23 protein-coding genes and 2 pseudogenes are annotated in these 25,130 nt (G+C 32.7%); 8 read left to right on the forward strand and 17 right to left on the reverse strand.

Annotated features, from left to right (window positions below; translation table 11 throughout):
- Positions 1 to 124 precede the first annotated feature (124 nt).
- Positions 125 to 1,603, reverse strand: a complete 1,479-nt coding sequence (locus tag IAE51_RS10965) for a helix-turn-helix domain-containing protein (RefSeq protein ID WP_200095440.1) — start codon at positions 1,601 to 1,603, stop codon at positions 125 to 127.
- Between the two features lie 565 nt (positions 1,604 to 2,168).
- Complete coding sequence (locus IAE51_RS10970; protein ID WP_200095442.1) at positions 2,169 to 3,119, reverse strand: choloylglycine hydrolase family protein; 951 nt, start codon at positions 3,117 to 3,119, stop codon at positions 2,169 to 2,171.
- A gap of 654 nt (positions 3,120 to 3,773) precedes the next feature.
- Here IAE51_RS10970 and IAE51_RS10975 point away from each other — a divergent pair.
- The 5 genes from IAE51_RS10975 (at position 3,774) to IAE51_RS10995 (ending at position 13,587) form a co-directional block, all read left to right on the forward strand.
- Entirely contained in the window at positions 3,774 to 4,304 is a 531-nt protein-coding gene (locus IAE51_RS10975; protein ID WP_200095444.1) for an HdeD family acid-resistance protein, read from the forward strand.
- Between the two features lie 317 nt (positions 4,305 to 4,621).
- Positions 4,622 to 8,308 (forward strand): MucBP domain-containing protein, encoded by a 3,687-nt coding sequence (locus tag IAE51_RS10980; protein WP_200095446.1) that lies wholly within the window; start codon positions 4,622 to 4,624, stop codon positions 8,306 to 8,308.
- A 796-nt stretch (positions 8,309 to 9,104) separates the two neighbouring features.
- Positions 9,105 to 10,532 (forward strand): amino acid permease, encoded by a 1,428-nt coding sequence (locus tag IAE51_RS10985; protein WP_370524378.1) that lies wholly within the window; start codon positions 9,105 to 9,107, stop codon positions 10,530 to 10,532.
- Positions 10,529 to 13,030, forward strand: coding sequence for a YhgE/Pip domain-containing protein (locus IAE51_RS10990; RefSeq protein ID WP_200095448.1), 2,502 nt, complete (start codon positions 10,529 to 10,531; stop codon positions 13,028 to 13,030). Before IAE51_RS10985 ends, IAE51_RS10990 begins: the two co-directional genes overlap by 4 nt.
- Entirely contained in the window at positions 13,027 to 13,587 is a 561-nt protein-coding gene (locus tag IAE51_RS10995) for a DUF308 domain-containing protein (protein WP_200095450.1), read from the forward strand. Before IAE51_RS10990 ends, IAE51_RS10995 begins: the two co-directional genes overlap by 4 nt.
- An 81-nt stretch (positions 13,588 to 13,668) precedes the next feature.
- Here IAE51_RS10995 and IAE51_RS11000 read toward each other — a convergent pair.
- The 3 genes and pseudogenes from IAE51_RS11000 to IAE51_RS11010 all read right to left on the reverse strand — a co-directional run bounded on the left by IAE51_RS11000 (position 13,669) and on the right by IAE51_RS11010 (position 15,807).
- Positions 13,669 to 14,327: pseudogene (locus IAE51_RS11000) on the reverse strand (IS6 family transposase).
- A 104-nt stretch (positions 14,328 to 14,431) separates the two neighbouring features.
- Positions 14,432 to 15,072, reverse strand: a pseudogene (locus IAE51_RS11005) (recombinase family protein).
- Positions 15,073 to 15,492: 420 nt separating this feature from the next.
- Positions 15,493 to 15,807, reverse strand: a complete 315-nt coding sequence (locus IAE51_RS11010) for a hypothetical protein (RefSeq protein WP_200095452.1) — start codon at positions 15,805 to 15,807, stop codon at positions 15,493 to 15,495.
- Positions 15,808 to 16,764: 957 nt separating this feature from the next.
- Between IAE51_RS11010 and IAE51_RS12450 the strand changes: the two genes are divergently transcribed.
- Positions 16,765 to 16,848 (forward strand): putative holin-like toxin, encoded by an 84-nt coding sequence (locus IAE51_RS12450; RefSeq protein ID WP_370524379.1) that lies wholly within the window; start codon positions 16,765 to 16,767, stop codon positions 16,846 to 16,848.
- 669 nt (positions 16,849 to 17,517) lie between these two features.
- Here IAE51_RS12450 and IAE51_RS11015 read toward each other — a convergent pair.
- The 12 genes from IAE51_RS11015 to IAE51_RS11070 all read right to left on the reverse strand — a co-directional run bounded on the left by IAE51_RS11015 (position 17,518) and on the right by IAE51_RS11070 (position 23,253).
- The gene (locus IAE51_RS11015; protein WP_200095454.1) at positions 17,518 to 17,817 is read right to left on the reverse strand and encodes a hypothetical protein; all 300 of its coding nucleotides are present in this window, start codon (positions 17,815 to 17,817) and stop codon (positions 17,518 to 17,520) included.
- Positions 17,801 to 18,409, reverse strand: coding sequence for a recombinase family protein (locus IAE51_RS11020; RefSeq protein ID WP_200095455.1), 609 nt, complete (start codon positions 18,407 to 18,409; stop codon positions 17,801 to 17,803). Before IAE51_RS11020 ends, IAE51_RS11015 begins: the two co-directional genes overlap by 17 nt.
- On the reverse strand, positions 18,406 to 18,744 hold the full coding sequence (locus tag IAE51_RS11025; RefSeq protein WP_200095457.1) for a hypothetical protein: 339 nt from the start codon (positions 18,742 to 18,744) through the stop codon (positions 18,406 to 18,408). Before IAE51_RS11025 ends, IAE51_RS11020 begins: the two co-directional genes overlap by 4 nt.
- Before the next feature lie 141 nt (positions 18,745 to 18,885).
- On the reverse strand, positions 18,886 to 19,110 hold the full coding sequence (locus IAE51_RS11030; RefSeq protein ID WP_200095459.1) for a hypothetical protein: 225 nt from the start codon (positions 19,108 to 19,110) through the stop codon (positions 18,886 to 18,888).
- 8 nt (positions 19,111 to 19,118) lie between these two features.
- Complete coding sequence (locus IAE51_RS11035; RefSeq protein ID WP_200095460.1) at positions 19,119 to 19,454, reverse strand: DUF4176 domain-containing protein; 336 nt, start codon at positions 19,452 to 19,454, stop codon at positions 19,119 to 19,121.
- A gap of 3 nt (positions 19,455 to 19,457) precedes the next feature.
- Positions 19,458 to 19,679: a hypothetical protein gene (locus IAE51_RS11040; RefSeq protein ID WP_200095462.1), complete on the reverse strand. Its 222-nt coding sequence runs from the start codon at positions 19,677 to 19,679 to the stop codon at positions 19,458 to 19,460.
- On the reverse strand, positions 19,680 to 20,228 hold the full coding sequence (locus tag IAE51_RS11045) for a hypothetical protein (RefSeq protein WP_200095464.1): 549 nt from the start codon (positions 20,226 to 20,228) through the stop codon (positions 19,680 to 19,682).
- On the reverse strand, positions 20,203 to 21,474 hold the full coding sequence (locus IAE51_RS11050; protein WP_200095466.1) for a hypothetical protein: 1,272 nt from the start codon (positions 21,472 to 21,474) through the stop codon (positions 20,203 to 20,205). Before IAE51_RS11050 ends, IAE51_RS11045 begins: the two co-directional genes overlap by 26 nt.
- Positions 21,465 to 21,821, reverse strand: a complete 357-nt coding sequence (locus IAE51_RS11055) for a hypothetical protein (protein WP_200095468.1) — start codon at positions 21,819 to 21,821, stop codon at positions 21,465 to 21,467. Before IAE51_RS11055 ends, IAE51_RS11050 begins: the two co-directional genes overlap by 10 nt.
- On the reverse strand, positions 21,821 to 22,099 hold the full coding sequence (locus tag IAE51_RS11060) for a hypothetical protein (RefSeq protein WP_200095470.1): 279 nt from the start codon (positions 22,097 to 22,099) through the stop codon (positions 21,821 to 21,823). The genes IAE51_RS11055 and IAE51_RS11060 overlap by 1 nt, the downstream gene beginning before the upstream one ends.
- Before the next feature lie 50 nt (positions 22,100 to 22,149).
- Positions 22,150 to 22,440 (reverse strand): WXG100 family type VII secretion target, encoded by a 291-nt coding sequence (locus IAE51_RS11065; RefSeq protein ID WP_200095472.1) that lies wholly within the window; start codon positions 22,438 to 22,440, stop codon positions 22,150 to 22,152.
- Positions 22,441 to 22,512: 72 nt separating this feature from the next.
- The gene (locus IAE51_RS11070) at positions 22,513 to 23,253 is read right to left on the reverse strand and encodes a class A sortase (protein ID WP_200095474.1); all 741 of its coding nucleotides are present in this window, start codon (positions 23,251 to 23,253) and stop codon (positions 22,513 to 22,515) included.
- Positions 23,254 to 23,428: 175 nt separating this feature from the next.
- On the opposite strand from IAE51_RS11070, the gene IAE51_RS11075 reads away from it, so the two are divergent.
- Together IAE51_RS11075 and IAE51_RS12250 are read left to right on the forward strand one after the other, a co-directional pair.
- Positions 23,429 to 24,895, forward strand: coding sequence for a Y-family DNA polymerase (locus IAE51_RS11075; RefSeq protein ID WP_200095476.1), 1,467 nt, complete (start codon positions 23,429 to 23,431; stop codon positions 24,893 to 24,895).
- Positions 24,885 to 25,094 (forward strand): hypothetical protein, encoded by a 210-nt coding sequence (locus tag IAE51_RS12250; protein WP_233611068.1) that lies wholly within the window; start codon positions 24,885 to 24,887, stop codon positions 25,092 to 25,094. The genes IAE51_RS11075 and IAE51_RS12250 overlap by 11 nt, the downstream gene beginning before the upstream one ends.
- Positions 25,095 to 25,130 lie beyond the last annotated feature (36 nt).

Here is a 25,130-nt window from a genome sequence, read left to right on the forward strand (position 1 = left end):
TTAAATTCCTATCTTAATGGACTTTACGGCCTGTTTAGCTTTTAAATATTAGGCTACTCCTCAATATTTAAAAGAAAAAACGATTACTATTGGCAATCGTTTTTATTGTGATAATCATATAATTTTAATAAGCATTTTTTTGGAACACTATTTTTTCACATGCTTCAATCAATGCATTTTCATCTTTTCTTATAACCTCGATATTAATATAGACTGTAGGTACATCAGAATATTTTTCTCCAACCTTGCCCGATGCAATAAGTAAATCTGGACGGGCACTATTATAATCGGTCCACGAAAAATTAAACCGTGTATGTAATACATCATAAACACGCTCTCGTACCATTTCGTCGATATACATTGGGGTAGCAGTATCTAACAAAATCAATATCTGAGGTTCAAAATCTAAAGGGGAAAATTCCATAGTATAAGCTTGTCCATATCTCAAGGTTAACGCTTTTATAGTAGCTAGAGTATGTGTAGAATTACTTTTTTGAACTATTTTTTGAATTGTTGGTAATAAATGAGGATAATCTCTTTCTGCATAATAGTATGGTGTAACATTTGCAGAGTTAAAATATGCATCTCCGAAAATATCTACAAATATCCGTCCCGCTAATATCATATTTAAAAAAGAACGGTATTTTATTTTAGATATGTGGAATTCTGGATGTTTTTGCTTTACGAAATATAGAAAATCCTTAACACTTTTATAGCTTTCTTTCGCATGCTTTTCTAATACATCCATTGTTTTTTCAGCTGCGTCAAAATAATTATATGTTTCCGCAATAGTATATAATCTTAAAAACATATACTTTACTTCTATTTTCTCTAGCTGATAATCAGTTTCAATCATATTAGAAAATTCTGCAAAATAAGAGTTTGCATCAATAAGTTCTTCATAATAGTCAGGGAGTTCTTTCTCCGATACTTTGTGCTTGGCTGTAGCTCTTATAATATGTACAGCTAAAGCATAAGCGGTTTGTTGTTGTTTTCCGTAAGCAATCCCCTTTTCAGAGTAAAGTATCATACTAGCAGTATTATAGACCTTTTCTTTCTCAAGGCTGCTAAATGGCCAATATACTCCATTATATACTCGCCAAAGAAAACTTGATAAACAGTATCGAATAACAGTTTCTTTACCAAACAATACTATATTGCTTTTTATTATACGAATTCGAATCCCAAAAGTATGGACTAATCGATTCGTCCTTTGTAAATATCTTTTAAATGTACTCTCACTGATATAAACACTTTTGCAAAAATAGGATAGAGAAATTTCGTTTTTGGTAAGAAATAAATTGGCAAGAATAAGCATAGGTTCTTCTTCCATTAGTCTACTTCGTAGTCTGAAATACATAATCTTATCCCCTATAAAATAATATAAACCTTTCAAAAAAAGTATTTTCCCAGAGTTTTCTTCCCGGTCAGAAGTCTCTTTAATATTATCAATTATTTTATATAAATTTCTTCGTTCTAGACTTAAATGTTTTTTAAAGTCTTCAGCTGTCATCCCCTCTTCATGCTCATAGAGGAGTTCTAAGATATAAAGTTGTTGAACCGTTTCTTTACTAAATAATGCTTTGAAATAGTTTGTTTTCATTATAATTTCCTCTTCTAAAAGTTACAACACTTAATTTAATCAAGTTTATTTTAATATAAAATCCGTTTATTTGATAATTTTTTTACTTCTTTTATTAAACTTTATCATAAAAACAATAGTATAGTAAGCTTTTAATTCTTATATTTATGATGCCTTCCCCTTTAAAGACTTCTAACAACTATCCTGAAGAATAAAATGAATCAAATTCTTACCTTTGGATGTTTAATAATGTTGAAATAAAAAAACCCTTCTTTATCCCGAAGTGGTTTTTTGCATGGATTTAACAACTAGAATGATGATTAAGACCCACTTTTCCTATATTTTTTTATCCACTTTTCTGCATGACTCTAAAATTTTATAATCACCTAACTTTATCTATACTATGAAAAGTTAGGTATAAACAATCTCTTGTCAAGGTCGAAAAAACATGGAAAACTCTATCCGGACTATGTAAAGACTTTGATGTTTCTTGAATGGTACATATTTTCTACAATTAATAAACTTTAGCTTTTTAAAACTCATAGCCAGCTTAATGAATAAAGATAAAGTCAATCATTTAAAATAATTAAAATTGATAGACTTCTGCTTGTTCTAGAAGTTCTTTAGATAATGTAAATTCTTTAAAAGATAAACTATCATAAGTTTTAAAGTAATACTTATTATTTGTTAAATCCATAATAGCAGTATACTGCGTATAATCAGAAAGTCCATCAGAGTTTATTTTTATTCCTTTAGGAATATTGACAGAATTTAAGATATAACTAATATTTCTAATGCCGTCAGTTATATTTACTGCTGGTTCCATATAACTTTTTATAAAAGTTGTCCGAATAAAACGAGAAGCAGAAGTAAAGTCACCTGGGAGCCCGACCATACCAAATCCTGGTCCATCAAGTTTAGATACATATTTTCCATAAGTTTTTGCTTTCGACTCTGTGGGCTGTAGGTGATTATAATGGGCAAGGTTATCCAAGTGCCAATTAAAATCAGGTGAGTTAGTCATGACACCTACTTCATTATCATATAAATGATATCCTGTAGAAGTAATTTCAAGTACCGCAGTTTTGCCTGTCTTATCAGAAATAATCCAATGGAGTGGTACGTTAATTTTTAAAAATTTATTTTTTGAGTTAACTACGTTCATAGATGGTATTTTTTTTGCAAAATCATCTACAGAACAAGCATTACCTAGAGCCCAAGCTACAAGTTCACTTGCTTCAAAATTTATTTTCGATTCTTCAGTAGTTTCTGCATACTTTGCTTTTGGATTAAAGTACAGAACTGCAATGCTAAATCCTTGCTCATTAAATCCGTCTGAAAATATATAATTTTCCACGAATCGTGAGGCACCAATAAAACTATACTTTGTTTCATACCCATTTTTATCAAACTCTAAATCAAAATGATAATGGCGAGGTATAAAAATAGGACTGGCTTCAAAATTTATAGCAAAATCCATGGTTCTTGCTAAAAAATGTCCTCCGTCTTGCGAATTATAAGTTAAAGATGTACACATTTTTTCTCCTTTATCTATTAGATAGTAATTCATTATGTTTTGAAATATACGAAACTCCACTTAGTATTAGCAAACCTAAACCTATTATTGTCTTTCTATTTAACTCACTACCTGTATCTGGTAACTATTAAATAAAGGCATATTAACCCGATTTCAACTTATGAAAAGTCTTTTGATGGTGGGCCAAAATTTGTAGTAGATGGCGCACATAAAGGTGAGGTTAAGGTTTTATATGGTCTAGTAGAACTAGAAAAGGTTAGCCAATATTATCACACAAACTTGACCATAACCCTGATTGCTAAGTCCAAACTCAGTAGAAATAGTATGCTGAGCTCCTTGCCTTTTAGCTTGAAATATCACCCCCTTTCAGTCCAAGTTTTCTTTCTAGTATTGAACAAAGGCATATAAAATTCCTTTGCCCTGAATAAACGAATCATTTCATTTTAAAAACGTTCAAGCTTTTTTTTACGATTAATTAATAACGCCTTCACTACTAATATTAAACATTTTTTCTTAATTGATCTTATGTATAATATAAGTTACATTATTTTCTTTATAGTTTCTTTTTTTGTTTTTATATTTTTATTTTACCATAAATTTAAAATAAAATGTTATAATGTTATAATGTTACTATATTAATTTAGGAGATGTTATATGATTTCAAAAAAATTGAGAAATTCTGTTGGCCTTAGTGGAATAATATCATCAGTATTAGGGCTGCTCGTTCTATTTTTCCCGGGATTAACCGCACAATTCGGAACGATTTTAGTAGGTATTTCCTTTGTCTTAATTGGGATTATCTATTTTACCTTATTTATTACTTTACCATCTTGGAGTGGCTGGGAGAAGTTTGGACATATAATCTTAGGATTGCTTTACATTATTGCGGGGCTCTTTTCTTTGATTAATATTTCCACAACAACTGCTGTAATATTTATTGTTGTCGGCATTCTTGTCGGAATGACTTGGATTTATGAAGCGTTTCTTTCATTTGCTATGGTTTCATCTTCCAATTCCAAAGGATGGTTAATCATTTCAGGGTTAATTAGCTTGATCGCCGGTATGATGTTACTATTTACACCTTTCTGGGGAGCTGTTACGCTCTGGATTTTATTAGGAGCTACTCTCCTCGTCCTAGGAGTCTTTAAACTTATTCAATTCTTTACTTGGAAATTTAGAAAATAAAAACTTTTTCGATTTTAGTTCTCGAATGCGAAGCACCATCTGTATCCATAAATAGTTAAATGATAATACTGTCATAAGTTTTTGGAATTCGTGCATAAATTTATACCAAAAACTATCTGTATGTCTTAAGGCTTGTAGGTAGTTTTTTTATTACTGAGTCAAAACTTAAATTGGTACTAGCTCTGAAATATTGGAGATGTTTAATTGCTTAATTAATATTATATTATTTTTTTGATTTATAAATATACAATATGATGTCTTAACCGAATAACGCTTTCACAAAAATATAACTTTTGATCTAAGGGAGTATAAATGATATGAAAAAAACACTAGCCACAGTCTTTTTAATTTTTATAATTATGTTTGGTCCATCCAATTTGATTGGCGATGCTGACGTAATTAGTTCATCCTTTACAAATTCTCAAGAAAGCCCAATAAGTGGAGAAAAAAGTAAGGCAGTAGAGAATGGTAATTTACAAGATAGTTTAAGTAAAAGCAAAAACACTACAGATCAGACTTTCCCTAGTGATCAATCTTTTAAAGTTATAGATAGTATTCAAGCACCAGCTGCAACAAAACTATCTGGATTAACTTTGGATATGGATATTAGTACTGAAAGTCCAGATAATACAGTAAAATATACTTTAACTCCTGGCGGTTTAGGGTGGCCAGATAGCGGGGCTAATGTTAAACAATTTTCTGTTTCGGCTACAGTTTCTAGCGGAGATACAATTAAGATTAACATTCCCAAAGGTATATCTGTTCAAACTTATGACATACCAAGTGATACAAGTGTTAATAAAATTATTGTAAATGGAGCTACTGAACTCACTTATACATTCTCAACATCAGGAGTACAATCTTTTAGTGTTTCCTATTTCCTACCTGATCAAGGGGACAACAATCAGTTTGCTCCTGGAGATACAACACTACCTATTACAATTGAAGGTGGAGCAACAACTGTTACTGGTTCTATTGTGGTTACGAACCCCATAACAAGTACCGCTACCGTTAGAACACATAATACAGCTGTGTCTAATAATATATATACAGCTGATGGGAGCTCCGTTTATAATTTTGTACTGGGAGTAAAAACGGATCCTGATTTTACTGCCGCAAGTGCAGGAATTACCCAAGCCAACCATACTAAAATGTCAGGTGTTATACATGTTCCGTCAGGTTTTGTATTGGTTGGTGGAAGTCTAGCAAATTATCAAGATACAAATGAAAATGTTCCAAGTGACGGCACTGCTATCCCAGCAATTCCAGCAGGTCTTTCACAACCAGGTGGTGCAGGTTCAGATATCATTGTATCTAATGTTGTTGGTGGGGGATACGGAGTTGATCAAACATCTTATAATGAAGCATACATGTATTTATATGGATATTTTGCAATTGGAACTACTTCAGGAACATATCATTTTACTCCTGATTTAACCCTAACACCTCAATACTATGACGGAACTATTGGAAATATTCCTGTATTAACTGGAAGTTTGGCTGATATTACTATCGGAGCAGCAAATCCAGGTACTATGACTCCCATGTTTGGAGGTGTTTTAGAAGGTTATGATAAAGCTTCAATTGGCCCTGAGCATGAAGGCTTTTATTCTAAAACAATTAGTAATAATACAGGAGTAAAAGGTTTTGTTACAGGAAAGACGTCAGATACGAGCATAAATAATTCTCTTGCTACTCCAAACTTATCAGTTAATTTTCTTGATGATACAGTCAATCAAACGAATATACTAAAAGATTATAAATTTACTTTGCCTCAAAAATGGTGTGGTAATTTAACAGATATATCTATTGCGACTGCTCCCAACGGTTCCGTAACAACATCGGGTAATTTGAATAAAATAGGTCCTTTTACAATTGTCTTGGACAATGGTTCAAGTTACAATGTATCTACAATATCTTCTAATGATGCAACAATAACTACAGCATTAAATGGGGGGGCACATATTGTTAGCATTGCAGGTCAAGCCAATATATTAGCTGGTAATAATATTGAAGTAAGGCTTCTTAATGCTGTTATTGAAGATGGTACATATAATAATGGAGAGCAAGTTCCTATAACATTAGATGTACACAGTGTGACGACAGATAAAAATATGTCCGTTACGGGCCATTTAAAATTCTTTGAGAGCAGTGTAAGTTCGTCCTCACAATTCAGTATAAAAAACACTTTGGATTACAATATATCTGGTACGTATACGCAAGGTCAAACTTTTACCACGGGGGCTAAGTGGACGCTACTTAATAAAGAAACTACAATGGATAGTAATCCAGATGGGAAAATTATAATACCAGGTAGTGCGACAACAGGATCTACAGCTGATGTAAGGCTTCCAACAATTATTGTTAGCAGTGTTGAGCAAGGTCTAATTGATTTGGATCAAAGTAAGATTAACCAATGGGGGTGGACTTATAAAGGAACCAAATATTATCCAGTTATAACAGACTTAGGGCTAGATACAGTAACAGGCGAACATTTAACAAAGCTTGATTTCTCTAAATATACCGTAACAATTCCTGCAGATACAAATCCAGCAGCAGCATTCTTTTATCCAGAAGCACTCCCATGGAAAGTAAGTGATGTTGCTGCTCCAGCGACAGGAACTACAAACCAATGGATTACACAATTAACAGATAATAACAAAGATGATCTTCACCCGGTTTATGGTGGAAAAGTTTATGAAGGTTCAAAAGGAATGAAATGGACCATAACCGCACCCTCATCAATTAGTAACACTGTTGGACTTGCAGGTAGTAAAACAGGAGATTCTACTTATTACACAGAAGCAACTGGTATGGCAGGATTTGATAGAGGCTTGAAATCAGAAAATACTGATGACAACAATTCTGGGAAAGTAATGCTTTCGGTAACTAATGGTTCAAGAAATGAATATACAAGTGCTCAAACTATTGCTGTACTTCCTAGTACTGAATATGATGACTTATTTACGATGGAATTAACTGGTCCTGTTACAAGTCTTTCAGGAACTGGTGCACAAGTCGTCTATTCGACAAAGAGTTATTCGCTTCCAAGTGATAGTTCAGATACTCCGGTTGATTTATCGACAAGTGATTGGTTAGATGAGGATCAAATTACAGATTGGTCAACCATCCGTTCTGTTGCTATAAAAGCAGATAAGTTGGAATCACAAACAGTTATATCTGGATACTTACCTGTTCAAGTGATGAAAATTGAGAATACAAAAATTGGAGACACAGCAAAGATTCAAAGTTATTCATATGCGAAAGGAAAAACAGCTGGATCTGACTTGAGTAGTAACACGCCAATGAAAGCTCAAATTTATGGTATACCTCAAATTACTGCACATTATGAGGAAACTAAGGATGGGTCTAATTCTAATGGTACTGTGCTAGCTTTGGAAGAAAAAATTACTGGGAAAGATACTAATGGTTCAGATTCTGTAGATGAAAGTTATACTTCTACAGAGAAATCTATAAGTGGTTATACTTACTCAGGATTAGCAGTAGGTTCTGCCCCTGTTTCAGGAACTTTATCAGATGATACTGCCGATATCACATATTTGTATACGAAGAATCCAGTAAAAGCAGCGGATGTGACAGCGAAGTACGTTGATACAGAAGGTAATAAGATTTCTGGTAATGTAGTGAAATCTGGTAATATTGGTGATAGATATAGCACGGAACAAAAAGACATTGACGGTTATACTTTCAAGGAAGTTCGAGGAAATGCTTCTGGTATACTCATCGATAAAGCTCAATCGATAACTTATATTTACACGAAAAATAATGAAACTCATAGCCTTAAAACGGATAATTGTTTAGATGTTATTAAAAGTAGTACGGTAAACAAGCACACACCCGATTATAACTCCGAAAGTAATAACACACTTCCACAAACTGGAAATAATGAAGGATTATCAATTATTAGAGCAATTTCTGGTCTCCTCATCATACTTGGAATAACTCTTATGGTTATTTCCAAACATAAAGGCAAGATTAAATGACTGAAGAGATTTTATTTAGAGTCAAAAAAAAATAAAATTGAACATCAGCTAAGCAGACTGAGTGAGAAATTGACTATTTCAGAAACAATCTTCACAAATGTAAGGAATAATTCTGAAAGATATGGCCTATAATAGAATAAATATAACGCACGTTCATGACAACCTTTTCCTTTGATATCATGACGTTAAAGTTAAAAGCACGGGCATTATCCCTTGCTTTTTTATTTCTTTCAAAAAGAAAATTTCAAATTTAGAATTTGTATATAACGTTAATACACTTTTTGGTATTGAGAGCGAGTCAAGGAATGCACTTAGTTTTATTGTACTGTAAGCCTCTTCTTTCTCACTTATTCAAAAATATTTTGAATAAGTGAAAACATATCAGTTTTAAAATTTTTACTATATAAATCAAAACAATAACAAAGAGGATTTATGCCATACTTTGTTAGTTAATTATCAATAACCAAAACTTCTCTGGGTAGTCCATATGCAACTTGTAGTTTAAATTCAGGACCATATCCGTTAAGTTTAGTTCTTTTGCATCAGAAAAAATTCCTAAAATCAGTTACCTTAAGCTTATTTATAATGTTTACTTTAAATCGTGATACAGACTATTTTGTGCCTGTTTTATAGTATAACTCCATTCAATCTTAGCGAAAGTTGTCGCACAAAAAGACAAATTATGAATTTATCTAACAAAAAAAAAAAGTTATAATAAAAAAGATTTGATGGTATGTGGCTATATACAAGATAGACATGTATTATAAAACTTAAAAAATAATTATGGAGAACCTGTGTGAAAAAAATATCAAAAACAAAAATGAGCAAATTTGCTTTCTTTTCTATGACAGCATCGTTATTTATTACAGTTTACGAATATCCAACATTTGCTATGTCTGGAAAATCTCTCATATTTTTTTTGTTGCTATGCGGGGTGGGCTGGTTTTTACCAGTAGCCCTATGTTCTGCGGAACTAGCAACTCTGGAAGAATATCAAGAAGGAGGAATATATAGTTGGGTTGGTAAATCACTAGGAGAAAAGTATGGTTTTGCAGCAATATTTTTTCAATGGTTCCAAATAACTGTTGGATTTGTTACAATGATCTATTTTATTATTGGTACAATATCTTATATATTGGAAATACCAGAACTTAATAATGATCCTATTTTCAAATTTATTTCTGTAGTGAGTATTTTTTGGATTCTAACTCTTTTGCAATTAAAAGGTACAGAATCAACATCAAAATTAGCTAAATATGGATTTTCTATAGGTATCGTTTTACCTGTTTTCATTATGTTAATTCTTGCAATCAACTATTTCTTATCAGGAAGTCAAATATCAACTTCTTTCACTCAATCTTCATTTGTACCTAAATTACATGATGCTTCTTCCCTTACATCTTTTGTTTTAGCTTATATGGGTGTTGAAGCTTCTGCTACATATTTTTCAAAACTTGAAAATCCTCAAAAAAATTATCCTAAACTATTATTTATTTTAGTTTTAGTTGGTATTTTAATGAGTACTATAGGTGGGACTATTGTTTCAATGGTGTTGAGTGGAAATATTTCATCAAACCAAGGTGTTATGGATGCTATTACAGAACTGGTTTCGCCAAATAATATTTCGTGGCCTGTAAAATTAATGGGTTTACTTATTTCTTTTGGTATTATAGCACAAGTAAGTTCATGGATTGTTAGTCCAACTGAAGGTTTGCAGTTTGCAGCAACTAAAGGATTACTTCCGGAAAGCCTTGCTATTAAAAATAGAAATCAAGTTCCAGTTAAAATACTATTAGTACAAGCAATTGTGGTAACATTTTGGGCAGCATTATTGACGTTTGGTTCGAGAGGAGCTGGAGGTAATATTGCTTTCCAAACGGCTATTTCATTAACAGTCTTGATTTATTTAAGTGCATATATTTTGATCTTTATATCTTACTTAGTTGTTTTACTAAAACATAAAGACTTAAAAAGAGATTTTGAAATACCAGGTGGTAAAGGAGTTAAATTAGCTGTTTCGTTAGTTGGTTTATTACTATCTATAGCTGCAGTATCCACAGCATTTATAATTCCTTCGTCTATACCTAAACAGAATGGTGTAATATATCTAGTTCTTCTTTCAGCTTGCGTGATAATTACTCTATCATTTCCGTTTGTTTTTTATTATTTTTATTCAATTACTAATCAAAAAAAATTACAAAAGAGGAGCAGTTATAATTTATGAATACGATCAAAAAAGAGTGGAAAAATTTATTTAAAAATAAAATATTATTGGTTTCTGTAATTGCAATTTCCTTTATACCAATTATTTATGCTTCTGTTTTCGATAAATCTCTATGGGATCCCTTTGGAAACGCGAAAAACTTGCCTGTTGCTATTGTCAATGAAGATAAACCTGTAACACTGATGGGACAAAATTTAAATGTTGGAGATCAGGTAGTAGAAAACTTAAAAACTAATCATGATATTAAATGGAAATTTTTGAGCGAAAAGGAAGCAGAAAATGGATTGAAAAATATGAAGTATTATTCAATTGTTACGATTCCCCAAAACTTTTCAAGCTCAGCAGCAAGCATTATTAAAAATGACCCTAAAAAAATGGAGATTACATATACGACAAATGATTCCTTCAATTATATAGCCGGAGAAATTTCTGAAGTCGCAGCTACTGAACTTGAAACCCAGGTACGTGATCAAGTGGTAAAGTCATATACCAAAGCTCTTGAACAAGCGGGACAACAAATGCTAGGGGCACTAGGAGAAGCCGCATCGGGTTCATCTCAATTAGCATCTGGTTCTAATCAGCTTGCATCTGGACTAGGGCAATATACCAGTGGAGTAGCACAAGCTACTTTAGGCAGTGAACAACTAGTTACTGGCTTGAATCAATTGCAGCAAGGAGTAGGTCCATTAGCTAGCGGTGTAAATCAGTTAGATGATGGATCTAGTATATTAAGTTCTAATTTAACAAGTCTTGATCAATCTCTATCACCATTACAAAATAACCTTACTCAAGTAGATAGTGGCTTAAATAAGCTATCTAATGGTGCGGGCGAACTCGCAATTGCTTTGCAGAACTTTGAAGATACATTGAATCCTGAAACACAAAAAAATCTATTTGAACAAGTAAGCAAAGCTAAGCAACAATTACAAGAATTAATTACAAATGCAGCGGAGTTGCAAAAAATATCCGTAGACGCTTCTGGAGTCGAATCACAGAGTAAAGAGATTTCTAATAAGTTAAATACTCTATCAACTGATGTTTCTACTGCTAATCAATCAATTAACCAAAAAATTGAAGAACTGATTAAAGGAAATCAAGAATTATCTGAGGCATCACAATCCTCTTTGATTGCTGAATTAGTGCAGATAGTAGACTCTAATTTGACTAATGTTCAAAACAATTTAGATAGTAAGGTAGCAGATATTCAGAACAATTTAACCGAACTATCAAAGGTATCACTAGCTTTATCAGAGGGAGCTAATGAGATCAGTCAAATTACACAAGCCATGTCTCTAAACACACAAGTAATGTCACAAGCAATTAGTCAGACAGAATCTGGAATCCGACAAATCCAAGATGCAACAGGAAAAGTTCCAGTTTCTGAGAGCGCTCAAGAAATAGTCACTCAGCTAAATCAATTAAGTGGGTTACTTAGCAAGATTGCTATTGACCTGCCAAAAGGTTTAAACGGCATGAACCAATTAGCAGTGGGTAGTACCCAGTTGACGAATGGATTAGACGCCTTGAAGAACAACATTCCAACATTAAGTAATGGTGTTACACAATTAGATAATGGATCCCTCCAACTACAATCTGGGTTAAACGAATTAGATCAAAATTCTCCAGAATTAATGTCTGGAATAGCCAAACTTCAATCTGGAGCAAAGGAATTAGCTAGTGGTTTAGAATCTGGTGCTGATCAATCCAAAGCAATTAAAATTACAAATAAGCAAATCAATCATTTTATCGATCCTACAGGTTTAAAAAATAATCAATATAGTAAAGTGAAAAATTATGGTGAAGCTTTAGCACCATATATTATGTCTTTGGCACTATTTGTTGGATGTATGTTATTTAATTTTATTTATCCAATTCGCAAAGTAGCTTTTGAAGGACAGTCTAGCACATCTTGGTGGCTGAGTAAAATATCGATTGGATTTGGGGTATCTACCTTAATGGCACTGATTCAAGCAACAATTATGATTTTGATTGGACTACCAATTTATAACTTAGGACTATTCTACTTTACTGCACTAGTAAGTGCGTGGTGTTATATGGCGATTGTAATGTTTTTAGCTATGACATTTGACAACCCTGGACGCTTTGCAGCAATGATTCTACTAGTACTCCAATTAGGCGGGTCTGGGGGTACATTTCCAATTCAAGTACAAGGTCAGTTTTATCAAATAATTCACCCATATTTACCTATGAGCTACTCCCTTTATGCGTTTAGAAATGCCATTTCTAGTGGGATAAGCCATACATTAGTGATTCAAAGTTACAGTATCCTCTTTGGTCTAGCAATACTTTTTACTTTATTACTGGGATATTCGATGAAATCTTTACAAAAAAATTTCAGAGAAGATGTTTCTGCACTAAATGACAATCAAAAACTTTTAGCTTTAGAAACAACAACAAAAGAAGATTTGAATACTCAAATTCAAAAAAATAAAGATCAATTAGTCAAAAAAAGAAAATGGGAAGATGGGAAAAAATGAATGAACTAAAAAAATTTGTTAAATCATACCGATTTCTTCAAATATTAACTGGGATTATATATATTTTCATGGCTATTTTAGCTATAAAATTTACCTATGAAAATATTACTGAATCAGTTCAATTGATGGGACTATTTTCCTTGGCTAAAGGTTTCTTTGAAATTATGAATAAAGATAAAATTTCAAAACGTACACACCATAAACAATTATCAGCAGTTGTATTAGGTATTGTGGATATTCTAATAGGAACTATTTTAGTAACTAACATTACTCTATCTACAGCTTCACTAGCCATTCTATTTGGTTTTTGGTTTGTAAGTGATGCAATAATATCCCTTTTCATGTTAGATTTAGCCAAAAGTATTAATACTATGTATTACATAGTATTAATGATTGTAGATTTAATAGGCGTATTACTTGGAATGCTTTTGATTATAGCAAGTGTAACATCTGTTATTAATGTACCAAATTTAATTAGTTATTACTTTTTATTATTTGGTTTTATGAAAGTAATAGGTGGTATCATCAACAAAAAAAATCTTCACTCATTAAATTAGGTTGAAAGATTAAGCTCAATAATACGTTTAATTATATGATAAGATTTTATATCTAAATTTAAATGAAAGTAGTCAACGGAGTTAGTGAATAAATTTGGGTATATTTTGAAAACCATTTGAAGAAAAAAACAGATTGAAAAAGCCGAAGAGCGTTACATTTCTTCGGTTCTTTTTGTATATTCCTCTAATGGTTTCCATACCCTTAATCGTGGTTGAGGCAGTACGTAAATTTCGATAAAATTTATTACGTCGTTTAATACGTCTATGATCTTATTCTATTAGATTGTTAAGGTCTTTAACGGTTTGATGCTCTGTTTTAATGTATAAACCGTTTCTCTGTAACTTTCTAAATGCAGAACCAATAGACGGTGCCTTATCTGTTACGATAACTCTAGGTTGACAAAACTGCTTGTGCATCTCGTGTCTTTCGTAACCCATATATCTAGAGTAAGTCCGCCCGCATCAATTGCACGATAAATATAATGCCAATGACCTTTGATTTTAATATAAGTTTCATCCATTTTTAACGAATAGAAGGACTGTCTATTTTTTTTTTCAGAGATGATAGAGAACTTTACTGTATTCTTGAACCCATCGATAAATCGTAGTATGGCAACATTGACTCCACGGTCATAAAGCAGTTCTTGGACTTCACGATAGTTCAAATTGTAACAAAGATAGTAGCATATAACCACAATAATCACATCTTTTTGGAATTGTTTGCCTCTCAAATGGTTCATCTACCAAGAATAACTAACATTTTTTCTCCATTTTACAATAAAATAGGATTTATGGGAAACTTCGCAACAGAACCAAAAAGAGCCACAGCTCCCCGTGACTCTTTCTAATTTGTGAGAAACCACTTCCACAAATATTCGTTACCATTGTTATAACACTTCACTATTTTTTGTAAATACTTCTTAACTTTTGATATCAATAACTTCATAAACCTTCTTTTCTGGGTTGCAATACTTATCCTAGTTTTCCGCTCGATCATCTTGTAGGTCATTCCTTGCTTTTTAGTTCATAAGCAAATTGAATCTGTTCCTCAGTAAATTTTGTGGACAGCCTTCCTTAAAATTTGGATCGTGAATCTTAGCAAAGTTTATTCCTTCCTGAGTCCTGGTTACAATAAGATCTCTTTCAAACTGCGCAAAAGCACTGAAGATGTTAAAAATAAGTTGACCATTCGGTGTATTATCGATAAGTCCAATATTTAATATATGAACATTAATTTCTCTATTAAATAACGATTGAACAATTTCTAAAACTTCTCTAGTGTTTCTGTCTAATCGATCTAACTTTGTCACAATTAAAGTATCCCCATTTCTAACTTTTTGAGTACTAAATTAAATTGTGGGCATTCAACTGTAGTTCCCGTAACTTTTCTTGGAAAACTTCTTCTGCTCCTGCTTCTTTCAGAACTTCAATTTGAGACTCTAATTTCTGTTCAAAAGTACTAACACGTCCATACCCAATTTTCATATTTTGGCCTCTATTAAAAACCCTAAGTTGTGAGCCATTCTTTCTCCTTTAATTATAACATGCAAAAAAAGAGCTCACAACTGTTCAGCTTTAGTCGGTTTATCTACTTTTTAATCATGCTCGTTTTGATACCGTATATCTTAGTAAGCAAATGTATTTTCTTACTAAGATATACTCTGCGATTTTTATTTTTTTGAAATTTACCCCAATTTTTAAACTTAATTTTCATAAGCTCAACTCCCTCCCTATCAATAGCGACCTATTTACAAATTATTATTAACTACTCTTATAAAATTTGTAATTAATTGTTCTGGGCATTATATTCTAAAAGAAAAAACTAATTAACTTATCAAACAGCAATTAATAACGCTCTTCGAGCGTTTAGAAAAAAAGCCTTTTAGGCTTTTTATTTTATCTTTTTTACCAAGGTCCAAAATTATGATACATACCATTATCCTTATTGACATGCGAAGCTACTTTATAACCAGGTTCTCCGTACACCTCAATCAAATCTTTATTTAGTTTAAGAACATCTGGCGATAATTCTTTATCCCGTTCAGTTAAACCTTTCAGAGACAAATTTAAAGCGTTGATACCATCTTGGAATTTGGTATCAAATTGAATTGCTTCAATACTCCGCTTTAAATATACTCTTTCTTTGTAAGTTGCACTCGAATTTTCTTTATTTAATTCTATCATTCGAGTTAAAAATTTATTCTGTCTATCTGTTAGCATTCAAATTTTCTCCAATTTAATTTCCGAAATAAGCAGCCCCTCCAGAAGACATATCTTGAAAATCTTGAATCCGTTCTTCTTTTGCTTGCTGTTCTCTGCTTTTCGCCTAGCTTCTTCTTGTTGAGCCACAGTTTTATTATAATCTTTTCCTGAACTTGTTGTAACATCATTCTTAAGAGATGTCAATCAACAAATTAGCAACTTTCTAAATCACTTCCCTCATCTATCAAATGAAGAAAAATTTACCTTTTTACACTTCAATCAATTCCATCAGCATCGACCTATTGATGAAATTTTAGAAATTTATATTCAAAATCCTGATGCACGTGTACTTAAAACGATTGGAGAATGGCAACATTTTTCAAATGAATCTTTTTCAGACTTTCATTCTAAAGAAGGAGTAAAAATTTGGGATACCAATAGCAACTTGAAAGAAGTGCTTTATGATGCATCGCAGGTTATTTTAAATACGGAAATTTCAATTCCTTCTTCAATTAATGATGAGCCTCTCTTATTTATTGAACTTGCAACCAGGTCGACAAAAAAATCTATAAAGTTCAAGACATTTCTAAGGAACAAAAAAATTTGGCCAATCAGCTTGCCCTTTATAACCTTTTTGATTATTTGGGGTTCTTTTTAGATAGTGAATCCGAATATGAACACTTTATTTCGATCACTCTTAAATCTATGAAAAAAATCCCTTCAGGGGAAAAGCTCCTGTCAATCTTTTCTTTAGCAAACTCCTGCTCAAGTCATTTAACACAGTCTCCCTATTCTGCATAGTGGAAATTGTAATTAAAACCTTAAGAGCCAACAAGTTTTGGCTTGTAGGCTCTTTTTTTGTTATAATGATTGAGTAGAAGTTTAAATAGACGGTGGCTCTGAAAGTGAGGTGAGGCTTATGTATGTAAGTTCAAAATCCAACGGAAAGGAGCCTTCTTATTGGTGGATGTAGCCATGTTAGTCATCGCAGCTTGCGGTTTTCTAATTAGTTTGCTTACATTTATCGTTTTGTTGATTGAAAAAATCACAAAAAAATAAGAACCGTCTGACTTTGGTAGGTTAACGGTTCTTAGAACATTATACTGCCACCGACTTTTAATCGGCTACACTAGGACTTGTTAGCGCAAGTCCTTTTTCTTTACCCTTATTTTATCACAACTTCGTTTTTTTGTCATCTCGTTTAATTAAGAAAGAAAAAACACTCTGACGAATCGTGTGTGAAATCAGAATGCTTTTTGCTTTTGTTTAAGACTCTTTAAAAATAACATAAATTTTGAAGATAAACAAATCATATTTTCTATAAAAATATACCAGGCATTTCGATTAAAAATAATCTCATTTTCTCCTAAACTTGCCACAATCGGCGATTTTTAGCCTTTTTTCATCACTCATAATATGAGAATCGCTTAACCGTGGGTTTTATGGTCGTTATAAGTGTACGACAAAAATCACAATAGTCCTGGTAGTCTTGCGGGTTCTGTTGCAAAACATAGTCACTCTTTCTAGAACATTCTGAAATTGGTAAAAATATTTATTATGAAATCTCTATACCTTTCATTTCGCAATATGAAAGAAAAGATTCAGTATCGGATTCATTAATATATCTTTCATCACCTAAAGTTAAAATTTGTCTATTTAACTTTTTATCAAAAATATGTAATTCTACAAATATTTCATAACTATTTGGTAAGTCTCTTGGGACAGAATCTACTTCCTTTTTTTTTTAACAATCAGAATTCGTTTTACAGTTGAAAATTCTATTTTACTTTTTTTGAAGAAAGAATTATTAATTTCAAAAAAATTATCATTCCAAGTTAATACATCTTTTTTTCTACGGTCAAGAATTGTTAAAATAATACTTATAAAAAGCATAGAACCAATAAATAAAGAACAAATTAAAGCAAGAGAGTCTTTAAGGATAAATGTAAAAATTAAAAGTAATAATAATACATAAATAACTCCAAGGTTATTATCAATTACTTTTTGACGATTATAACGAATTTTCATATTTTTTCTTTCTATGTATACCAATACGGTCTCTATACCTTCTAAATGTCCGACGATTAATTCCTGTCTGTTCTTCTACTTCTTTGTCAGTATAACCTTTTAAATATAAATCAAAAGCTAAATTTAAACGTGGGTCGTTTTCCTGAAATTTTCTTTTTCCGCCTTTAAATTTTCCCTTTTCCTTAGCAATTTTTATGCCTTGTTGCTGACGCTCTTTAATTTTTTTTCGTTCAGCTTCAGCTTGATATTTATAAAGTTCAATCACTAAATTATTTATTAACCGTCTTAAATTTTCATCATCAATACCATTCATCGAGGGCAAATTTAGAACTTCTAATGTTGCTCCTTTTTGTTGTATCTCATTCATGATAGTTGTAAGGTCTTTATTATTTCTTCCTAAACGGTCTAATTCTGTTACGACAACAATATCGCCCTCTCGGATATATTCTAGCATTGCTTTTAATTGTGGTCGCTCTGTAGATTGTCCACTTACTTTATCTGAAAAGACCTTAGAAACATAATCTAAGGCTTCTAATTGTCTATCAAGGTTTTGTTCCTTGCTGCTTACACGTGCATAACCGATTTTACTCATAATAAATCCACCAGTATTTCCCAGTTTTCTTGTGATAATAGACTTTTCTCTCCGCCGCCTCTCACAGTAAATCTTATGTCTCCAAACCACTCTTTATTTTTATATTTTTCTTGTAGAGCTTTTGCTCCAACTTTTTTAGCTAACTCTAAATTATCTGCCTTGACAAAAAATTGTCCTTTATTGACTTTTATAGAAAATAAATTCTTTTGAGTTGTCCAATACAACTGATATTTTCCTTTCGTGTTCAGCTTATGTTTAATTATAAAAATAACAGCTGTGACAATAGAAAAAATCATTAGTAGTGTAATTAAAAAAATTATAGATAATTGGTTCAAAATTCTACTCCTTGTTGCGCAACTTAGTTGGCCGCTCTCAATGTCCATTATATCACAATTTTCAAAACAGCCACCAGAGTATACCCTGTTGGCCGTTTTTGAATTGACAAAAAAATACGTGAATAATATGGTTCACGTATTTTATATTTTTTCTTGAATCCAATGTCTGTCAGATATACCAAATTTCCCAACCGCATATTTTTCAGCAGCTAACCATATAGCTAAATGTTCCGAAAGCATCATTCGAGCTGAATCATCTGGAAACATTTCTTGAAGGAGTAAAAATCTTCTCTGACATTCTCGCTCATAGGCTTGTTGGATATCCAAAATACTCTTTGAACGTTCTAAATCATCTTTGTAAGCCATTTTTTATTTTAAAAACCAAACGAAACATCATTAGAGTTTTCGTCTTTAACTACATGTCCTTTAGGGATGTCTTGATTTTGGTCACGCCATTCTTTTAGCGCTTGAAGCACTCGTTCTTCTTCCTCACCAATGTAACCTTCAGCAACTACTAAACTGATATCTTCATTATTGAAATAAGCTATTTCATCCATATTCATCCCAGTAATCTGAGAAAAACCAGCATAGTCAAAATAGCACTGTTTTTCTAACTGAACAATCGGTTGACGAATACCAATCATTAAAGGAATAACCCCTTCTTTTAAATAGACTACACTTCCTAAAGGTAATAATTTTTCACTTTTCATATCTTACTCCTGTTCATTATTTTTTGTTTTAATATCATACTTAACAATATTTCCATTGCTCCCTTTTATCTTCCCATAGAAGAAAATAATAATCACCCAAGCTAAAACGAATAGGCTTAATAATCTAACACCAATAAAATATATTATTATTGCTGGAATTACAACTCCAAACAGTGTAAGAATAGTAATTGAGATGCCAAAATATACTAATGTTTTTTTATTCATTCACCATACTTCCAAATTATCTTTTACAATTTGTAATGGACTAAGAGGTCGGGCAATACCCAAAAAGTTTAGTTCTCCACCCATATTTCGAATTTTTTTTTCTAAAAATTTTTTTCTATATAGTGATACTATCATTAATACAATTACTACCAAGATAAAGAATAGAATTACTCGCGATATACCAATTAAAAAATCTTGTGGTGGTTCTGCATAAATAAATTGTTTTGGAACTATGCTTCGTATAATAGCTGATAGTACTATTCCAACTCCTATTCCGTATTTTGAAAAGTTTTTTCTAGTCTTAGAATTGGATGGATTATAAATATATGGTATTAAAGAAATACTTGACTTAAATATTTTTCTATTAAATCTATTGGATATGGCCATATTTCTTTTAATCAAATATTCTTGATTATCTATTGTCACAAATAATGCCCAACCAGAAACAATTTTTACTCCATCAAATGATATTTGATAGACATGTCCTTCTTTTAAGCCCTCTTTATTTTTATAAATTTTATTATTATCCAAATAAATTCCTCCAGACATGACCAACTTCTTTGACGGAACTATTCCATCCAGAAACTACCGCATTTCCTACTCCATCCTCAAAATCTTTAACCCCTTTAAAATGATCTCTTAAATAATCATTTGCTAAACCAACACCGATTCCTATTGCTGCTCCAGCAATAAAACCAACCCCTACTGGGGTAACCCCAAGGGCAACTCCTAGAGCTGTCTCTGCCAATAGAGCACTCCCTCCTTCTATTCCACCAATTACAGAAGCAGTTACAGCAGTATTGGTCATCTCTTTCCCCCACGCTTCTCCTGCATCTTCATGGTTTACCCAAGTATCTATTCCTACACCGACCAAAGTTCCAAAAGTGTCCGAAAAAGCCTCTCCTCCATATTTTGCCAAAGTTTTGGAACTTCGTTCCACACCTTCAATCGCTGTTTTTGTAGCACCTGGCGTCTTCCCAAGAATATTCCCTTCAGCGTCTGTTATTCGGTAGCGATTATTATAGATATTATCAGCCTTATCTGCTCCTGCTTTGATAATTTGACCTTGCAAGCCTTCTTTGGCGATATCAATAATTTTCTCTTTACCAACATCTGTTCCTTTTTCTTTGATAAAATCTTGAATTTCTTTAAATTTCAAACCTCCAGGCAAAGAAGTTTGTCCGGTCTTTGAATTTATCGAACTTTGATTAAGTACTCCTAAGAGCGTTAAAACACTCTGCCAGTTTTCTTTACTCTGATTAAAAAGTGAACTCACATGGCTATTAAATTCATGTAATTTCTGAAGTTTTTCTTGCACTTTTTGAATATCATGGGCATTCGTTCCCATATACGAAGAAAGCTGAGTACTGAAATCACCATAACTGGTATTCAACTCACTATTCTCTGGATGTAGAGCAGCTTGCTGATTATAGAAATTGATTTGAGAAGTTAAAGCAGATTGTTGAGTGCGTAATGTTTCGAGTTGCTCATTGAGTTTATCTTCATCTAAAATTTCCGAACCTGCACTTGAGGCAAAACCTTCATACTGCTTGGCATCTGATTTTACCTTTTGAAGTGCTTCTGAAGCTTTAGAAATCGTTGGAAGAATCAATTCTGAAAATAGACCCTTTCCTGCGGTATAAGCTGCCCCTGACAGTTCATTTCCGCTTAAAGCTTCAATAAGGTGTTGACTGGCTTGATTGAGCTTGTCAATCATCTCTTGAGCAGTAGCGATATTGGTATTAAGTGCAGAAACAAGTCCTTGTGACTCCGTTGGATGATAAATTAATCCCATGCTAAGGTATCCCTTTCTCTTTGAAGTTGTTCACGTTCATTTTCAACTTGATATCGAGCGCTTCGATAAGAATGTTCCAATTCATCTTGTTGTTGTCGAATCACATGAGACAGATATTTCTGTTTTTGAAACGTTTCATCATAATTCCATGCAAGCGTTCCTCTTTTATTGATATTATCATCAATTTCTTGAAGTTTTCTAAAACCTTGCATAATCACAGTTTCAAAGCTCTCAATTTGTTTTTTAACTTGCCGTTCTTCAAGATAGAGTTCGTCACTTTCTTGCTCTTTTGAGGCAATCTTGCGGTTAAATTCTAAACGTTTGTCCGCATTTTTATCTCTCTGCATTAGAACCCCCAATTCATTCCACTTAAATCTACCGCATCTTGTTTATCTCGTGCTTCAATCACTTCAGCTAACTTTGGAAATTTATCCGCCTGTTTTTTTACGCTTGTTTCCAATTGAGTTAAATCTCCAATGATTGAATTAGAGAGCTTAACCGCACTTTTCATGCCTGTAATATTACTCTCTCCAAGTGAAAACTGTTGACTAGCAGCTTGGCCTTTATTAAACTGTGAGACGGCTGCTTGGGCGGAACCCAAATCTGAACTTAATTTTCCTGACACCTGTCTCTCCTTTCTTACAAAAATAAAAGTAGCCTTTTAGGCTACTTCCTTTAGAACCCAAAGCTTTGAGCGTCTTGTGCATCACGTTCTGCTACTGTATCCGCATATTTGTTCAATTGTTGATTAATGCTTTCAAGCAATTCTTCAAACTTACGAACGTTTTGTTCCAATTGATTGTATTGCTCCAAATAAGCTTGGAAAGCTTGACCTTTCCACTCTTCAGCGATGGTGCTATTCATAGAATTAACACGTTGAATCGCTTGTTCAATTTGGTCTTTTGACTGAAGATATACTTGAGACTGGCTTTTGAGTTCTTCGGGTGTGACAGAAATTTGTGACATTTTGCATTTTCCTTTTTATTTGATAAGTTTATTTTACCTATTTTTCAATTAAATGTCAATTAGCTATTTCTTTTACAAATTGTTCATTTGATTATATTTTCTTTCAAAAGCATTCTTCATTTCTGAGGTTGCTTTATTAAATGGCGTTTTATCTACATAAGTTCCCTTTACAATAGTTCTGTGTGTTGCTTCCGCATCTGCACATGTCACTAAAGTGATTTCAGTTTTACCTGGAGTATCATTGATAACTTCGACGTGGTCTGGAGTAACGGTACTAATGTTGTCAATCTTATATTGGTAAATATCTTCTTTATCTGTGATATAAATAACCATCCCTGCTTTAGCTTGTTCTAAGGGGGTAAATAAAATAGAGAGGTCTGAAGTAAAGCCTGTCATGTTATGCCCCGCGAGAGAATAATTCCCTTGTCCCATAACCTCTCCTTCTTTCATCGTTCCTGCGCCGTATAATAGCGAGGTATTCCCTACTCCTTTAAATATTGGAAGGTTAATCTTTAAATCAGGAATTGCAATTCCACCAATGACTGGCAAATCCTGTGAATTAAATTGACTAGAAAGCACGGATTGGAAATCTACAGCTTTTACTGCCGAAAAATCAAAACTCGATTTCTCTTTTTTGTTTTGTTCGATTTTCTTTTTGGAAACATTCTCTAATTGGTAGTGATTTGATTTCGTTGCAATTAATATATTTCGAATCGGCTTATTAAAAATTAATACTAAACCAATTATAAAAATGAGGGCTATTAAAGTGTTAAGTAACCAATTAAACTTCTTTTTTTTATTTCTTCGTTTCATAAAGTGTCTCAATCTATATTATTTTGAGTCTAATTATATCACATTATTTTATTTATATAATTTTCTATTTAAAAATACATAAATATCACTTTTATAGAGATAATTGATTGATTTTTGCTGATTTTTCCATTATAATATCAGTAAAACTGATAATTAGTATTGGGAGGCATATCGAATGAATCAATCAAATCAGAATCACTACTTTGACTACTCACTTGAACCTCGACGAGCAATCCTTTTTGAAGATATCAAATCAAACTATGCCTCTATTGAATGCGTGCAACGCAACCTCAATCCCTTAACGACTTCTCTCTGCGTCATGAGTAGAGCTGACAACTCTAAGGGGTTAACACTTGCATCTAGTCCAACCTTTAAGAAAGTCTTTGGAATGAAAAATGTCAGTCGTGCCAGCGATTTACCCTTTCTCATAGAATCAAGAAGATTCAACTATCCGCAATGGTATCGGACACATACAGATATTCATGGACAGCGAACTGAACCAACTTTGCAATATGTTGCTTTCATTGAGTCTTGGGCGAAACGAACATGGATAGTCCCACCACAAATGCAATTATATGTAGATTATAAAATTGAAGTGACAGATATACTCACAAATTATACGTCAATTGATGAGATTCACTCTTACTCGATTGATGAATCTTTCTTAGACATTACTGAATCACTTAACTTTTTTTATCCTGGTATTAAAAATCGCTATGAGCAAATGAATCTGATTGCATTAGATTTGCAACGTGAGATTCTGAGTAAGTTGGGGCTTTATGTAACTGTAGGGCTTGGAGATAACCCTTTGCTTGCTAAGTTGGCAATGGATAATTATGCCAAACATAACCCAAATATGAGGGCATTAATTCGTTATGAGGACGTGCCAAACAAACTTTGGACTCTTCCAAAAATGACAGACTTTTGGGGGATTGGTAAACGGACTGAGAAACGATTAAACAAGCTAGGAATCACTTCTATCAAAGAGCTTGCGAACGCTGACCCACTTCTCCTTAAACAAAAATTAGGAACAATTGGACTTCAGCATTTTTTCCACGCTAACGGTATCGACGAAAGCAATGTAAGGGAAAAATATACCCCTAAATCTACTAGCTTCAGCAATTCTCAAATTCTACCACGTGACTATCATAAGCAAAGAGAAATTGAGCTTGTAATTAAAGAGATGGCTGAGAACTTAGCAATACGTTTGAGAAAAGGCGGAAAACTAGCAAGCAATCTTTCCCTTTATGCAGGTGCTGCTTCTACTTCTGAATACTCTTCTGTTAAGGTTTCTCGCAATATTGAAGCAACGCAAAACACAAAGGAATTGCAAGACCTTGCAATCTCCTTGTTTCGTGAAAAGTACCAGGGGGGAGCGATAAGACAAATAGGAATAAGCGGAAATCAACTCTCTGACAGTTCTATCAAACAGCTCTCTTTATTTGAAAGTGTTGAAGAAAATCAATCAAACGAAAAGCAAGCGTCTCTTCAAAAAGTCATTGATGAAATTAGAGAAACTTTCGATTTTCTATCAATACAAAAGGCAAGTAGTTTATCCGAGGGATCACGTGTCATTTATCGGAACAAACTCATTGGAGGTCATGCAGCAAGTCAAAATAAGGAGGATAAAGATGTCAGTTGACCGTTCATACAGCCCTTATGAAGTCATTCGAGCGTACCATGACAGAGGTATGATGAAATGGGGAGCATTTGCTACTGGGGAATTAACTGAAGCCCAAAATACTTTTGAAAAAGAAAAAAAAGATGATAAGATAATTCAAGCGTTACCACATCATGTAGTGCTTCATCTTCTTAATCAGTCATTTTCAAATCAGGTGTAAATCAAAGTTAAATATCAATCAAAAGAAAAATTTATT

The organism is Lactococcus sp. S64 (assembly GCF_016516525.1).
GTDB classification, from domain to species: domain Bacteria; phylum Bacillota; class Bacilli; order Lactobacillales; family Streptococcaceae; genus Lactococcus; species Lactococcus lactis.